This window comes from Blautia segnis (assembly GCF_014287535.1).
GTDB classification, from domain to species: domain Bacteria; phylum Bacillota; class Clostridia; order Lachnospirales; family Lachnospiraceae; genus Blautia_A; species Blautia_A acetigignens.
In genome coordinates this window covers 15,906-29,804 of the sequence record NZ_JACOOT010000013.1, presented here as the reverse complement: position 1 = coordinate 29,804, position 13,899 = coordinate 15,906, and the positions used below count along the sequence as shown (strand labels likewise).

15 protein-coding genes, 1 tRNA gene, 2 pseudogenes and 1 riboswitch are annotated in these 13,899 nt (G+C 41.7%); of the genes and pseudogenes, 14 read left to right on the top strand and 4 right to left on the bottom strand.

Going from position 1 to position 13,899, the window contains the following annotated elements; genetic code table 11:
- Positions 1-192 precede the first annotated feature (192 nt).
- From H8S54_RS05935 to H8S54_RS05925, 3 genes are all read left to right on the top strand, one after another.
- Entirely contained in the window at positions 193-1,152 is a 960-nt protein-coding gene (locus H8S54_RS05935; RefSeq protein WP_408610260.1) for an RpnC/YadD family protein, read from the top strand.
- Between the two features lie 312 nt (positions 1,153-1,464).
- Positions 1,465-2,043 (top strand): hypothetical protein, encoded by a 579-nt coding sequence (locus H8S54_RS05930; RefSeq protein WP_186901081.1) that lies wholly within the window; start codon positions 1,465-1,467, stop codon positions 2,041-2,043.
- A 162-nt stretch (positions 2,044-2,205) separates the two neighbouring features.
- On the top strand, positions 2,206-2,445 hold the full coding sequence (locus H8S54_RS05925; protein ID WP_173766537.1) for a hypothetical protein: 240 nt from the start codon (positions 2,206-2,208) through the stop codon (positions 2,443-2,445).
- A 116-nt stretch (positions 2,446-2,561) separates the two neighbouring features.
- Here H8S54_RS05925 and pduB read toward each other — a convergent pair whose 3' ends face one another.
- Complete coding sequence (pduB, locus tag H8S54_RS05920) at positions 2,562-3,275, bottom strand: microcompartment protein PduB (RefSeq protein ID WP_021924370.1); 714 nt, start codon at positions 3,273-3,275, stop codon at positions 2,562-2,564.
- Positions 3,276-3,525: 250 nt separating this feature from the next.
- Here pduB and H8S54_RS05915 point away from each other — a divergent pair, with 250 nt between their 5' ends.
- Complete coding sequence (locus tag H8S54_RS05915; RefSeq protein WP_021924369.1) at positions 3,526-4,083, top strand: biotin transporter BioY; 558 nt, start codon at positions 3,526-3,528, stop codon at positions 4,081-4,083.
- Entirely contained in the window at positions 4,067-4,486 is a 420-nt protein-coding gene (locus H8S54_RS05910; RefSeq protein ID WP_317259486.1) for a DUF1284 domain-containing protein, read from the top strand. The genes H8S54_RS05915 and H8S54_RS05910 overlap by 17 nt, the downstream gene beginning before the upstream one ends.
- Positions 4,487-4,524: 38 nt before the next feature.
- Here H8S54_RS05910 and H8S54_RS18855 read toward each other — a convergent pair.
- Positions 4,525-4,674 (bottom strand): annotated as a pseudogene (locus H8S54_RS18855) (DUF6783 domain-containing protein); the annotation flags it as partial.
- Between H8S54_RS18855 and H8S54_RS18850 the strand changes: the two are divergent.
- From H8S54_RS18850 to H8S54_RS05885, 7 genes and pseudogenes are all read left to right on the top strand, one after another.
- Positions 4,612-4,773 carry a DUF6783 domain-containing protein gene (locus H8S54_RS18850; protein ID WP_334298039.1) on the top strand — a complete coding sequence of 54 codons (162 nt, stop codon included), beginning with the start codon at positions 4,612-4,614 and terminating at the stop codon, positions 4,771-4,773. The pseudogene H8S54_RS18855 and the gene H8S54_RS18850 overlap by 63 nt on opposite strands.
- 178 nt (positions 4,774-4,951) lie before the next feature.
- A riboswitch (cyclic di-GMP riboswitch) is annotated at positions 4,952-5,027 on the top strand.
- Entirely contained in the window at positions 5,009-5,185 is a 177-nt protein-coding gene (locus H8S54_RS05905) for a hypothetical protein (RefSeq protein WP_021924521.1), read from the top strand. It overlaps the preceding riboswitch by 19 nt.
- 50 nt (positions 5,186-5,235) lie before the next feature.
- Positions 5,236-6,291 (top strand): annotated as a pseudogene (locus H8S54_RS05900) (sensor histidine kinase); the annotation flags it as partial.
- A gap of 165 nt (positions 6,292-6,456) precedes the next feature.
- Positions 6,457-8,646, top strand: coding sequence for a hybrid sensor histidine kinase/response regulator (locus H8S54_RS05895; RefSeq protein ID WP_186901080.1), 2,190 nt, complete (start codon positions 6,457-6,459; stop codon positions 8,644-8,646).
- 99 nt (positions 8,647-8,745) lie between these two features.
- Entirely contained in the window at positions 8,746-9,330 is a 585-nt protein-coding gene (locus H8S54_RS05890; RefSeq protein ID WP_021924483.1) for a substrate-binding periplasmic protein, read from the top strand.
- Entirely contained in the window at positions 9,327-9,596 is a 270-nt protein-coding gene (locus H8S54_RS18145) for a hypothetical protein (protein WP_021924482.1), read from the top strand. The genes H8S54_RS05890 and H8S54_RS18145 overlap by 4 nt, the downstream gene beginning before the upstream one ends.
- A complete protein-coding gene (locus H8S54_RS05885; protein WP_186901079.1) occupies positions 9,593-11,524 on the top strand; it encodes an ATP-binding protein in 1,932 nt (643 codons plus the stop codon). The genes H8S54_RS18145 and H8S54_RS05885 overlap by 4 nt, the downstream gene beginning before the upstream one ends.
- Positions 11,525-11,570: 46 nt before the next feature.
- Here the strand turns inward: H8S54_RS05885 and H8S54_RS19310 are convergent, their stop codons facing one another.
- Positions 11,571-11,909, bottom strand: a complete 339-nt coding sequence (locus H8S54_RS19310; protein ID WP_408610259.1) for a TetR-like C-terminal domain-containing protein — start codon at positions 11,907-11,909, stop codon at positions 11,571-11,573.
- A 9-nt stretch (positions 11,910-11,918) separates the two neighbouring features.
- Here H8S54_RS19310 and H8S54_RS18845 point away from each other — a divergent pair, with 9 nt between their 5' ends.
- The gene (locus H8S54_RS18845; RefSeq protein WP_186901077.1) at positions 11,919-12,134 is read left to right on the top strand and encodes a tyrosine-type recombinase/integrase; all 216 of its coding nucleotides are present in this window, start codon (positions 11,919-11,921) and stop codon (positions 12,132-12,134) included.
- A 95-nt stretch (positions 12,135-12,229) separates the two neighbouring features.
- Here the strand turns inward: H8S54_RS18845 and H8S54_RS05870 are convergent.
- Positions 12,230-12,303, bottom strand: a tRNA-Pro gene (locus tag H8S54_RS05870).
- Positions 12,304-12,465: 162 nt separating this feature from the next.
- On the opposite strand from H8S54_RS05870, the gene H8S54_RS05865 reads away from it, so the two are divergent.
- Positions 12,466-13,758, top strand: a complete 1,293-nt coding sequence (locus H8S54_RS05865) for a DUF6128 domain-containing protein (protein WP_021924479.1) — start codon at positions 12,466-12,468, stop codon at positions 13,756-13,758.
- Positions 13,759-13,899 lie beyond the last annotated feature (141 nt).

Here is a 13,899-nt window from a genome sequence, read left to right as displayed (position 1 = left end):
ATTTCCAAAAAGCCCAGACTGTGCTAAGATAAACACAAAGCATATTTCTTTCAATTATCAAAGTGCGTTGGCACTATCTTGTATTATCTAAACACATTTCAGAAATCTATGCTTTTAATCCAAAAACATTTAAGAGCAGGAGATTTCGAAATAAGCGTGTTCAGGTCTCCTGGGAAAGGAGTACCTATTATGATGGAACTACAAGCTGGTAATGGATTGCAGGAGGAGCAGAGCATCTTCCCGGTAGCAAACAGGAAGTACAAGGATACTATTTTTCGAATGCTTTTTTCGGATAAGAAAAATCTGTTGTCATTGTATAATGCGTTGAACGGGAAAAATTACAGCGATTGTGACAAGCTGGAGATTGTAACATTGGAGAATGCCATATATATGAGTATGAAGAATGATCTGGCATTTATCCTGGATCTAGATTTATTTCTGTGGGAGCATCAATCTACGTACAATCCTAATATCCCGCTGCGTGATCTGATGTACATAGCCAAGGAATACGAGAAGTACATAAAAGAAAAAGGAATTTCTTTATACTCCAGCAGACAGCAGAAAATTCCCGCACCGCAGTTTATCGTATTCTACAACGGGAACCGTAAGATCGGAGAATGTATGGAGCACCGCTTGTCCGATGCATATGAAACCGTCAGAGGAGAGCCTGCACTGGAACTGAAGGTCCTGGTAATCAACATCAATGAAGGCCATAACCAGAAACTGATGGAAAGCTGCCAGATCCTGAAAGAATATGCCCAGTACGTATCAAAAGTAAGAACATACAAGAAAACGCTGAGTTTAAATGAAGCGGTAGAAAAAGCAGTGGAAGAATGCATTCGGGAAGGAATTCTGCGGGAATTTCTCCTAGCGAATAAAGCTGAGGTGGTTGCAATGAGTATATTTGAATACGACCGGGAATGGGAAGAAGAGATTTTACGAAAAGAAGAATTCGAGGCCGGGAGAGAATTAGGCGAGCAATTGGGGAAAGAGCTTGGGGAAAAACTCGGGAGAGAACTTGGAAAAGAAGAGGAACAGAAGAATACAGAAAAAGAGCGTAGGCGCGCTGATTCAGAAAAAATGCGTGCGGATAATGCAGAAAGGGAGCTTTTGATTCTGAAAGAAAAACTGGCTTTGATGCAAGATAAGTAGAAACTGAAGTGTTTAGGTTTACAAACCAGGAAATCACAGTATTGTATGCTGTTGATTTCCTGGTTTTACTTTATGAAATACTGAACAATTTCAGAATTGTTGAAAGAGAAATTTATATGTAGGTTTGAAATGATAGAATGGTGGTTGGAGTCATATTGACAAGGGCGGAAAAGGCATTGTAAGATGTATTTATGACAGCTGGAGACAGAGAGTTAAAATTGAGAAAACCACAGGCGTTTTGAAATAAATGTAAAAAACTATAGATTGTCTAATGTGTGTTCTGTATAGAAGCAGTTCAGATTGGAGGTATGAATGAAAATTTTATCAAAAAAACCATTTGTTGCAGATGGAGTTATGTTTATTCCTCTGGCATTTTTTCCGTTTACTATGCCTCCAGTTAGCCTGAAAAATCCGGCGACAATATTTTGCTGTATTCTTTTAATGGGTGTTGTTATTTTCTCGATATTGCCACATTTAAGAATGGTAGAACTAAATCAAGAAGGGGGAAGCGTATCTTGGTTTGGAGTAAAAAGGAATTTTAAATGGAAAGAGCTCGAAGTGATTACTTATGGAGACATTGGGGTAGTAAGGGGGGAAAGTTGGGAAGGAATTTTTTTCTCTAATAAAGCATTGACTTCAAAAGGCAAACGAATGACGACAATCGAGAGAATTTATTTTTCCTTGAACATTTTTGATCAGTTTTTTGTTATTTTTAATGATGAAAAAGAGAAAGAACAAATTATGAATCAGTTGAAAGAATGGGGCGTGAATGTTATTATTGACACAGATTTTGCACAAAGAAAAGAATATGAGCGTATACTGGAAGAAAAAACTAAAATGCGAGAAGAACGTAAAAGGCTTTATGAAGAGAGAAAGAAAAGAAAGCAATGATATGTAAAATTTAGAACGTATACGTCCAAGCTAGTGTAAATCAAAACCGCAGGGGATGGTTGGTATTTTCGACGAACCATTCCTTTTTTATATCTTTAATATATTTTCTATTCCTAATGAGACCAGACTGTGCTAAAATAGAACAAGGTGGAGGTGGCTGCAATGAGTATATTTGAATACGACCGGGAATGGGAAGAAGAGTTGCTACGGAAAGAGGAATTTGAGGCTGGGAGAGATACGGAAAGGAAAAATACGGAAAAAGAGCGGATGAACGCAGAAAAAGAACGCCGCCGCGCAGACTCAGAAAAAATGCGCGCAGATTCAGAGAAACTGCGCGCTGATCATGCGGAAAGAGAACTTTTGCTTCTAAAAGAAAAACTTGCTTTAATGGAGAACAAGTAGAAAATTAAGTGTTTAGGTATACAAAACCAGGAAATCACAGGATTATTATGCCGCAGATTTCCTGGGTTTATTTGTGACGGGGGACAGTGCTCAGTCACCGCCTCCTGTTTGATGATTTATAAATACGGTTCCCCGGGAATTTCCGGATAGCTTCCCATTCCGATCAGCAGCTCCAGTCCAATCTGTCTGGCCTGCAGAACCGCTTCCTTCACCGCACTGGCATCTCCTGAGATTGCCAGAATCACCTCATTGGAATGGCTTGTCCCAATGCTCGGCGTCATATACCGAGTAATATGAACCGCAGAAGCCTTCATGGCCGTATCTGCCATCACAAGCCCAATTGCCGCAGGAGAACCAGCCATGAAACCAAAAGCCTCACCAGGAACCGCGTTGAAAGCCATAGAAAGTGCTCCGCCAGCATTGGCAGAAAAAGCGAATTCCAGATGCCCGGATTCACTGATATACAATTCTCCAGCATATTTATTAGTCAGCTCCAATGCCAGGGAAATCGCATGGCGCACATCCGACACATCATTTCCGCCAATCACAATATAGTTTCCATGTCCGCCCCATCCCTTGGTATCACGGGGAAACTCAATGGAAAGAACCTCCGTGCCCGTAGCCTTTACCGCATCATCCACCGCCGTGATCTGTCCGGCAGCACCTGTACGGGAACTAAAAAGCCCAAGTGTATGGTAACGGGTTCCTATATTCATTTCCTTTAAAAGAGTATCGTCTACTCCTGAAATCACAAGTCCGATAGTATCCAGAACTGCAGTCCCCACAAACTCTGTGCGTGTGCATTTGGTACTGATGCTGTGTACATCCATGGGAAAAACCTCCACCTGATTACTTTTCCTAAGTGTAGCATGATTGCCCTGATTTTGAAAGTTATAATTGAGATTTTTGTCGATAAAAATTAGCGGTAAATGTATATGTAAACATCGAAAAATGGATTGTAAACCAAAAACAAATAAATGGTTGACAATTCCTTGCTGCTATGTTAGATTGTATCTGACAAAATTCTTATCCCTATATTTACCATTCGAAGAAATATAGGATATGCCCGAGGAGGAGATTATGAGTACTGTAACCGCAACAAAAACAAGAACCTACGACATGGCCTACATCGCCATCTTTGCCGTACTGATCGCAATTTGTTCCTGGATTTCCATTCCAATGACCGTTCCCTTTACCTTACAGACATTCGGTGTATTTATGGCTGTAGGTGTGCTCGGCGGCAAACGAGGCAGCCTGGCTGTTCTGGTTTACATTCTGCTTGGAGCAATTGGAGTTCCTGTATTTGCCGGATTCTCCGGAGGATTTGGAATCCTTCTCAATAACACTGGCGGTTATATCATCGGCTTCTTATTCTCCGCACTTGCAATGTGGGCAATCGAATCCCTCTGGGGCAAGAAGCCTGTAGTACAGATCATTTCCATGGTTGTAGGACTGCTTGTATGCTACGCAATGGGAACCATCTGGTTCATGGTTGTATACACGAGAACCACAGGCGCTGTTGGACTTGGAACCGTACTGGGCTGGTGCGTAATTCCGTTCATCATTCCTGACCTTGTAAAAATCGCTCTGGCATTTGTACTGTCCAGAAGAGTACGCAAGCTTGTACCATTACAGTAATAAGAATCGTCAGACATATCCCATTCGCCCTCATCACGGGATGTGCCTGGCGTTTTTTATCGGAAACGGCTACAGCAATGGATTTACAGCCCATATGCAGGAAATGCTGGAGCTTTTTACAAAAGGCGCAGACGTCTGTCTCACCGTAAACACAGACGAAATCTGCTCTGCCTGTCCCAACAACTGTCAGGGACTCTGCGAGGCAGCTGAAAAAGTAAAGCGCTATGACAACGCCGTACTTTCCCAGTGCGGCCTGACAGAAGGCCAGACCCTTCCATTTTCCAAATTCACCCAGTACGTCCAGCAGAACATCATCGCCTCCGGCAAACGCCCGGAAATCTGCGGCGACTGCCAGTGGAACCGCATCTGCCAGGATCAGCCCAGCAGATGGCAGAATACATGAGAGAAGCAGTCTCTAACAAAATAATGAAAGCAATCAAATTACTGTCCTCTTTGCCGGATCATCCGACGGAGAGGGCATTTTTGCATATTACAGCTAGAGCGTGTTTGAAAAATCATTCCTGCAATCTGCACGCCCCACTTTGCGGTATATTTCACCCGAATTCGGTTGTCGTAGCCCGCTACGACGCCCTCATCCGGGCAAAATCTCCCACAAATTGTGACGCACATCTTGCAGAAAGCCTTTTTCAAACACGCTCTAGGGATATGGAACAATCTGAGTACAAATGAGCAGGAAACAGTAATGTCAATGCTGCGTGGACTTCGGAAGTAGGAGAACAGTTCGAGTATATGTATCGGCTGTTCTTTTTTTGTTTTTAGGCGTTAAAACGGTAATGTTTTTCTTGTATACAGTAGAGCATTAGAGTATAATAAAATCAGTTTTTTTTCATACGTTTAAAAGCTATAATAAGAAAATCGGCAAAACAGATGAAAGTCTGCGATGCAAAGCTATAGGGCCTGTAAAATGGCAGCCAGTTGCCACGTTAAAGATGCATTGTCTGCAATGACAATGCTTTTTTCATTTTTGGAGATCAAAAAGAAACTAAAACAGGCAGGTAATAATTGGTGGCTGCTAAAATATAAAAATGGAGCAGATAAAAATGTAGGTGTAAAGGAAATCGGTTATGTGAAAGAAAATTAAGTCAGCACAGGAACGAAAAAATACATTTAGGATAAAAAATTTGATAAGGGATTGACCAGACCGCATCAAATTCCATTGCAGATGCAATGGCACCCGGTGCAGAAAAACTGATGTGCAGTACCCGACAGGAAATGATGGAAGCTGTCCGTAAGGGTAAAGCCAATGCTGCTTTCGTCTACTATTACATGGCACAGGCGTTTGTGAATAGTGACACTACGGGCACCATGACATATACGCTGCTGGAACAGCCTACATTCACCTACCGCATGGTAGTTTCGTCAACAGAGAACCATGCGATGGCTGGTATTCTGACGAAAGCAATGTATGCCATGCCCGAAAATTTTGTCGAAGATCTTGCGGCACAGTATACTACATACAAAGCAACATATCTGACATTTGCTGACTGGATCCGTCTGCATCCTGTTGTTACTGTTTTGGTTCTTCTTGTTTTTGGATGGCTGCTGACTACTATGGCTGTGATCATGATGCGTCTCAGTGCAAGGAAAAAAGCTCAGATGGCAGCCCAGCAGAATGTGAAGAAAATGGCGGAACTGGCAGAACATGCACAGGCTGCAAACAAGGCAAAAACAGCATTTCTGTCACACATGTCCCATGACATGAGGACACCGATGAATGCGATTATTGGATTTACCGGTATTGCAATAAAAAATAACCCATCAGGTGAGGTGAGAAACTGCCTGGAAAAGATTAACGAAAGTTCAGAACATTTGCTGTCACTGATCAATGATGTATTAGATCTGACTCGCGTGGAAAGTGGAAAAGTGAAATACAATCCGGTACCGGCAGATGTGAAAAGTATCACAGATTCTGTCCGCCTGCGTGATGTGCTGGTCAATATTCTGAGTAATGCTGTGAAGTTCACTCCGGATGGAGGGACGATTACTTTTGAAGCCCATTGTCAGGAAAATAGTGAGGATGGATATATAAATATGCATTACTGCATCTCTGACACCGGTATCGGAATGAGTGAGGAATTTATAAAAGAAATTTTTGAGGAATTTGCACAGGAAGATTCCGGTGCGAGAACGCAGTACCATGGAGCCGGACTGGGAATGGCTATCGTAAAGAAGTATATGGAAAGACTGCTGTTGAGATTTTCAGAATTCATCCGGAAGGCACATTTGTCAAAGCCGATTGTGATTGATGAAGTTATAAAAACAATTTTGAGACATGTACATTTTGATAAAGAATGATTCGTAGAGGTATTTCATGAATTAGTGGAATACCATTGGGGTCGCGGGGGATAAAAAATGAAAACAAAAGATGTTCAGGAACTCTATCAAATAAAATTACATAGCATGGATACGATTCTGCATCAGATATCGCTTATGGATCAGGTGGAAAATGAGCAGGAGTTGTCAGAAATCATTCACTCTTTGCTGCAGGCAATCGGAAACTATACAGGGGCAGACCGGGTATATGTTTTTGACTGGGAAACCGATCAGAAGGACAGCCTGAGCAATACATTTGAATGGTGTGCTGATGGAGTGATACCAGAGATAGACAATCTTCAGGCAATCCCAGTCAGTTTGATGCCAAACTGGGTGAAACGATTTGAAAACAAGGAAGTAATCGTGATCCATGATCTGGAAGCAACAAAATATTCTGAACCGGAAGAATATGAATTGTTAAAAACACAGGAAATATGTTCATTGATTGCAGTGCCGATTTATGCCAATCATCAGATGAATGGATTCATCGGAGTAGATAATCCTGATTTGAGACAGAATGAGATTTCCATTACACTGCTGTCTGATGTTGGCGGGCATCTTGGATGTGTGAGGGAAAATCTGAAAACTACGGTACTGCTGAAAAAGGCTCTTGATGAGGCAACAAAGAGGACAGAGATTATCTCCGCAATTGCTACGCTGTATGTAACAATCATATATGCCAATGTTAAAGAGCGGACATATGAACTTTTGGAAGGTTATGACCTTGTGCAAAAAATCCTTGGGCAAAAGGGAAAAATTGATGATGTTATGGAAAGGCTTCCAGCAGCATTTGCCGCCCTGGAGTGGAGAGAAAAGTACAGAGAGTTTCTTGACTTTGATACATTGGCAGAGAGACTTCGCAATACGAATTCTGTTTCGATTGAATTTATGGGAGCAAACGGAGAATGGCGGCTGTCCAGATTTATTGTAAAGAGCAGAGATGCACAGGGAAACGCTGTGGATGTGCTTTATGTCGCCCGGGATATTACGGAAGAAAAATCCCGGGAACTCATGTATCAGAAACAGCTTAAGGCAAGCATGGAAGATGCTCATCGCGCGAATCTTTCAAAAACAGCCTTTCTGAGGCGTATGAGCCACGATATCCGTACACCGCTAAACGGAATCGTGGGGATGATCCATATCGCTGAAAAATATAACAATGATGTGGTCAAATTACGTGAATGCAGGCAGAAGGTACTTCAGTCCACAGAATATCTGCAAAATCTGATCAACAATGTCCTGGATATCAGCAAACTGGAATCCGGTTCCCTTGTGTTGGAACATAAATCCTTTGATCTGGCAGAGCTGTTAAGTAATAATCTGACGGTTGTTGCAATGAGTGCTTATGAAAATGGTGTAAGATTTGAAGGCGGCGTGGAAGCAAGTACAATCCGCCACAGATATTTGATTGGAAGTCCGATACATCTGAGCAGGGTTTTAATGAATCTTTCTTCCAATGCGATTAAATACAATCATTTTCATGGAACCGTGAATGTTTATTGCGAAGAATTATCGGATGATGGGAATATGGCTGTTTTTCGGTTTGTATGTTCAGATACCGGTCTTGGTATGAGTAAAGAATTTCAAAAACATGCGTTTGATGTTTTTGCGCAGGAGGGCAAACTGTCAACTACAACCTTCAGTGGCTCCGGTCTGGGACTTTCGATTGTAAAAGATATTGTTGAACTGATGGGTGGAACGATAGAACTGGAAAGTGAAGAAAATGTAGGAAGCACGTTTACGTTTACGGTTCCATTTGAGATAGATCATCTGGCGGAAAACAATGATCCGCAGGAGGACAGCTGCCCACAGAGCATGAATCTGCTAGGGAAGCGGGTGCTTCTTGTTGAAGATAATGCCATTAATATGGAGATCGCCCATGCAATACTGGAAGAAGAGCATCTGAATATTGCAGAAGCGAAAAACGGAAAAGAGGCACTTGAAATATTTCAGAATTCCAAGCTGAATGAGTATGATGTCATCATCATGGATGTGATGATGCCGGTCATGGATGGTCTGGAAGCAACAAAAGCAATTCGTATGTTGGAACGTGAAGATGCCAAAAAGATCCCAATCATTGCCATGACGGCAAATGCTTTTGAGGAGGATCGGAAAGCATGTCTGGATGCCGGGATGGATGAACATATTGGAAAGCCGATTGATATTCCGCTATTAAAAAGAACGATCACAAAACTGCTGACAAAAAATCATAAAAACCGCATAAATTAAAAAGTATGATCTGAAACTGCATACCTTATGGTCTTCCTTAAAGAAAGATGGATACATAGGAATTGTCGGATATTTTGATGGTATCAAACAGGAAATGGAATGCCTATTATTGCAATGATCGCCAATGCTTTTGCGGAAGATGTACAAAAATGTTTAGATGCAGGCGACTGTAGCCTGGAGGGTGGGAGAAAGATGAAGAAGTGCAAATTAGTACAGAATATAAGAAATTTCAAACTTTGTTACTTTATATTTTGCACAATGATATGTTTGACTGTTTTTCCTGTTTCCGCATCTGCTAAAGAAAAATCGGATAATGTTATCCGGATAGGATCTTTTGAGGAAACTTATAATACAGTCAATGAAAAGGGAGAAAGAAGAGGCTATGGTTATGAGTATCTTCAAGACATTGCAGGTTACGCAGGATGGACCTATGAATACGTGACAGGTAATTGGGAAGATTGCTTTACACAGCTGGAAAATGGAGAAATTGATATTCTTGGCGGCATTTCCTATACAGACGAACGTGCTGAAAAAATGTTATTTTCTGATATGCCTATGGGGGAAGAGAAATATTACATCTATACGGATGCCTCAAATATGGATCTTACAGCAGGAAATCTGGATTCTTTTGAGGGAAAAAATATTGGCGTGTTTAGAGATCATATACCAGAGGTTTTGTTATGACAGAAATTAAGTATATATTTCCGAAGCAACTGCAGTCTGTGGCTGCGTTGGCTTTTATAGCCGTGCTGATCGTTCTGCTTCTCATCCTGACTGTAATGGGACATATGCGGAACAGAAAACTGAAACGTACGCTGGAAGAACAGACGGCGGAAAAACGGATTTTGGACAAGATGTGTATAGATTTTACGGCTGTCTATTATGTGGAATTAAATACCGGTTCCTTTGAGATTCTGCATATGAATGACGGAACCAATGCAAAAAAATGAATCTGAAACAGTGTGATAATTTTAATTATGCTGCTGACCAATATGCAGTTCAGTATCTGTATGAAAAAGAGAGAAAAGAATTTAAGGACTGGATTTCGACGGGGCATCTGAAGGAACAGCTTTCCTGGAAGGAGCGCATTACCTACCATTACAGAAGCAAACCGAATCCGAACCAGCATGAATTTTTTGAGGCACAGGCAATCAAAATATACCAGGATGAGAAACATTTATTCGCACTGGTGGGTTTCCGGCATATTGATGATATCATGGAAAAGGAAACTACGATCCAGAATCAGTTAAAGCAGGCACTGGACGAGACACGGCTGAGCAATGAAATAATTTCGGCAATTGCCAAGAGCTACTGTTCTATCTACAGGATTGATGTGCAGAAAGATTTTTTTGAAGGGGTATCAAATGACAGTGAAATACACAAACTGACAGGAAACAGAGGATGTGCATCGGAGAAGCTGTATCAGCTTTGTGATACCATGGTTGCACCGGAATACCGTCCGCTGATACGGCCTTTTCTGGATGTTTCTACACTTTCCACAAGATTGAAGACGGAAGAATGTATTTCTACAGAATACAGGATGTGTGATGGCAGCTGGCACAGGATGATTTTTATTGTAAAAAAACGGGATGAGTCTGGGAATGTAACCCATGTTTTATGTACGGTCCGTAGTATCAGCGATTCCAAAAGACGTGAAGAGGATCTTAACTTTGCAGCGGAAGCAGCAAAGCGGGAAGCCGAAATGAAAACAAGGTTTCTGGCAACTATGAGTCATGATATCCGTACACCACTGAACGGTATTATCGGTATGGTAAATATGGGAAATCAGTACGCAGATGATCTTCTGATGCAGCAGAAGATCAGAGAAAAGGCAATGGAATCTCTGAAATATCTTGTATCTCTGGTAAATGATGTGCTGGATATGAATAAACTACAGAGCGGAGATTTGAAGGACCAGCAGCTTTTGTTTGATCTGACAATAGTACTGCGGGAACTGAACCAGATTTATGATGAGCGGGCTGCAAAGAAAGGCATCCGGTATGAGGTTGACTGGAAAAATGGTACATATAGCCACATCGCTCTGATTGGAAATCCGGTATATCTTGGCAGGATTCTGTCGAATATTTTGGACAATGCCATAAAATTCAGTCAGGCGGGTAGTGTGATTACGGTTGGGGGTAAGGAAGAAGCTTTGGATGATGGCAGGGCATTTTTTACTTTCTACTGTAAAGACCAGGGTGTGGGTATGAGTGAAGATTTTATTGCCCATGCTTTTGATATGTTCTCTCAGGAAAGCAAGACAAGCAGATCCAGGTATGAAGGCACCGGACTGGGGCTTGCAATTACGAAGCAGCTTGTGGACAGGATGGATGGAAGTATTGAACTGAAGAGCAAAGTTGGTGTTGGTACTACAGTTATTGTAAAAATACCGTTCAAAATTGGCACACAGGATGAAAACAGTAATTTATCAGACAAGTCGGTAAGCCTTGATGATTATTCAGTGGAAGGCATGAGAGCATTGGTTGTGGAAGACAATGAGCTGAACATGGAAATTGCCAGATGTATACTGGAAGAAAGCGGTATGGAGGTTACATGTGCAGCGGATGGGAAGGAAGCAGTTGAAATCTTCGAAAAATCTGAACCAGATTATTTCGGGGTAATTTATATGGATATTATGATGCCGAGGATGAATGGACTGGATGCGGCAAGGACAATCAGGGAAATGAAAAGAAGGGATGCCATGAGGGTTCCGATCATTGCAATGTCCGCAAATGCCTTTGCAGAAGATATTATCAACAGCCGGCTGGCAGGAATGAATGTCCATCTTGCAAAGCCGCTGGATGCAGAAAAAATGATCGTTGCCTTAAAACAATGCATGGCAGATAATAGGGATGTAAAACTGCACGAAGATTTGTAGGAATAAAAAGACAGGGCATATAAAGGGGTTATATTGTATATGGCGGTTACTTAATATTCGCTGTACTGGTTTCTGCATCAGATACCGGTTCAGCTAAAATAACATTACATACGTGATATATTATTTCTGCAAGTTTATGTGAATGAATGTTAAAATCATTATTAATCCAGTCAACAATTATATTTAAGCAACCATGCATCATGAATGAATATATATATTGTTCCTCACATTTATCAGATAATCCGGGGATAATTGACTGTATGTAAGACTGCACACTGTTCATTATGCCTTGCTGAAATGCGTGTGTTTCCATCTGGCATAATAAAATGCCAAATGTTGTTTTATTATCCTTTATGTAGTTAAGAAATATTTCATAAGTAAACATCATAAAAAGATGGTGACCATGTTTGGAAACCCCAATTTGACCTTTCACAACTTGAGACATTCAACAGCTTGTATTTTATATGAGCAGGGGTGGAAAGCAAAGGATATTCAAGAATGGTTAGGTCATGCTGATATTGTAACAACTATGAATATATACACACATATTGACAGAGCACATAAACAGAGACAGGCAGAGTCCTTAAGCGGAGTTTACGAACATCCGTAAAATGACTTTACGAACACTTTTGAAAAAAGGGGAAAAGCATAAAAAAACACCGAAACCCTTGATTTCTCAAGGCTTTCGGCGCCCCTGCCAAGTAGTCGAAGTGACGGGATTCGAACCCACGACCTCTGCGTCCCGAACGCAGCGCTCTACCAAACTGAGCCACACTTCGTCAACGACAAGTAATATTATACATAGAGAATGCCATCTTGTCAACACAAAATTTGAAAAAAATCAAAAAAATTTAAAAATTTTATGAATGAATAAATCGCAGCTTCATATACATTAATGAATGAAATGAAAATGCTTATAAAAAGGACAGGGAGGTCGTCATTTGGCTGGATATCGCCGTTTTATCGCATATGTATATGAGTACCGCAAAGGAAAAAAGGAAAACAACTGCGGTTTTATAAAGGTTGAAGTCCGAAATTCCATATGTACAATTGAAATTCATCTTCATGTAGAAGGGCTGGCAGCAGAGGAAGAGGCCAGGGTATTTTGCTTCCTGAGAAAGGAAGGTCTGATGAATGGAATTCTCATCGGAAGCTGCATGACGCAGACGGACCGGGTTGATTGCCTGATTGAAACAGATGCATTAAATATGGGAGATTCCGGAACGGCCCTTGGCAAAATGGGCGGCATGGTAATTCTGACAAAATCCGGCGGCTTTTTCGGCACAGAATGGGATGACCAGGCAATCCGTCCGGAAAATTTCAAAGAAATGAAAATTGGAGAAGAAACAAAGAGGTCAGAAGAGGATAAACAGGAAGAAACGAAACAGGAAACTGCTCAACCAGAATCGCCTCAAAACGAAATGGAAAATAACAGTGACGCCGAAAACGTGCCTGAGTCTGAGATGGAAAAAGAAAATGCAGAAGCTTTGGGCCAGGTCACACCTAATGATGAAGTGCAGAATGTAGAATTTTCAGAAGAGACAGAAACCAATACTTTCAAAACAGAGCCGCCAGCATCAGTAAGCAACAAAGAATTTACGACCAATCCGAACCAGACTGATTCAGAAAGCAATCATGCAAATATGCCAGAACCTATTCCTGGTGACGCTCTGTCGGCAGAGTCTATACTTCCGGCAAACGCTTCAGAAGAACTTTCTGTCCCCGTAAGCAGTCCAGATTCTTCTTCAGACAGCACCAACACTATTTTACAAGAACCAAAGCCCAAAACAAGTTCCGAAATCGAACTGAATCCAGCACCTCAGACCTCAGACGTCCCGTCCCCCACCGAAGAAATCCACATACAGTCCATCCACTCCAAACCCGAAAAACACTCCCTCCCCTTCGGTCAGCCCTTCTGCCCCTTCGCAGACGGCGACCTGTTCCAGTGCTGGAAAATCCATCCCCAGGATCTGGTACACTTCCCAAGAAGACAATGCGGCCTTAGAAACAACCGCTTTCTGCAATACGGCTATTACAACTTCGGACATCTGCTCCTGTGCCGCCGTCAAAACGGAAAGTACATCCTTGGTGTTCCCGGAAGCTACGATCAGCAGGAACAGTTCATGGCAGGCATGTTCGGCTTCCCAAGCTTTAAAGAAAGCCCGCTCATAAAAGTCCCCAAAGGAAAAGGCGGCTACTGGTATCGTTCCATTGACCCGCCTGTCTGTCATTAACTTAAAATACCATTTTTACACACTTTTCAGGCAAAAAGAGCACTTCCCCAAAATTGACATCCTCATCAGAACTGCCTATAATAAAAGCATTCCCAGTGCGTTTTATCCTGGAACCTGTTTGAAAAAAACAATCCTGCGATC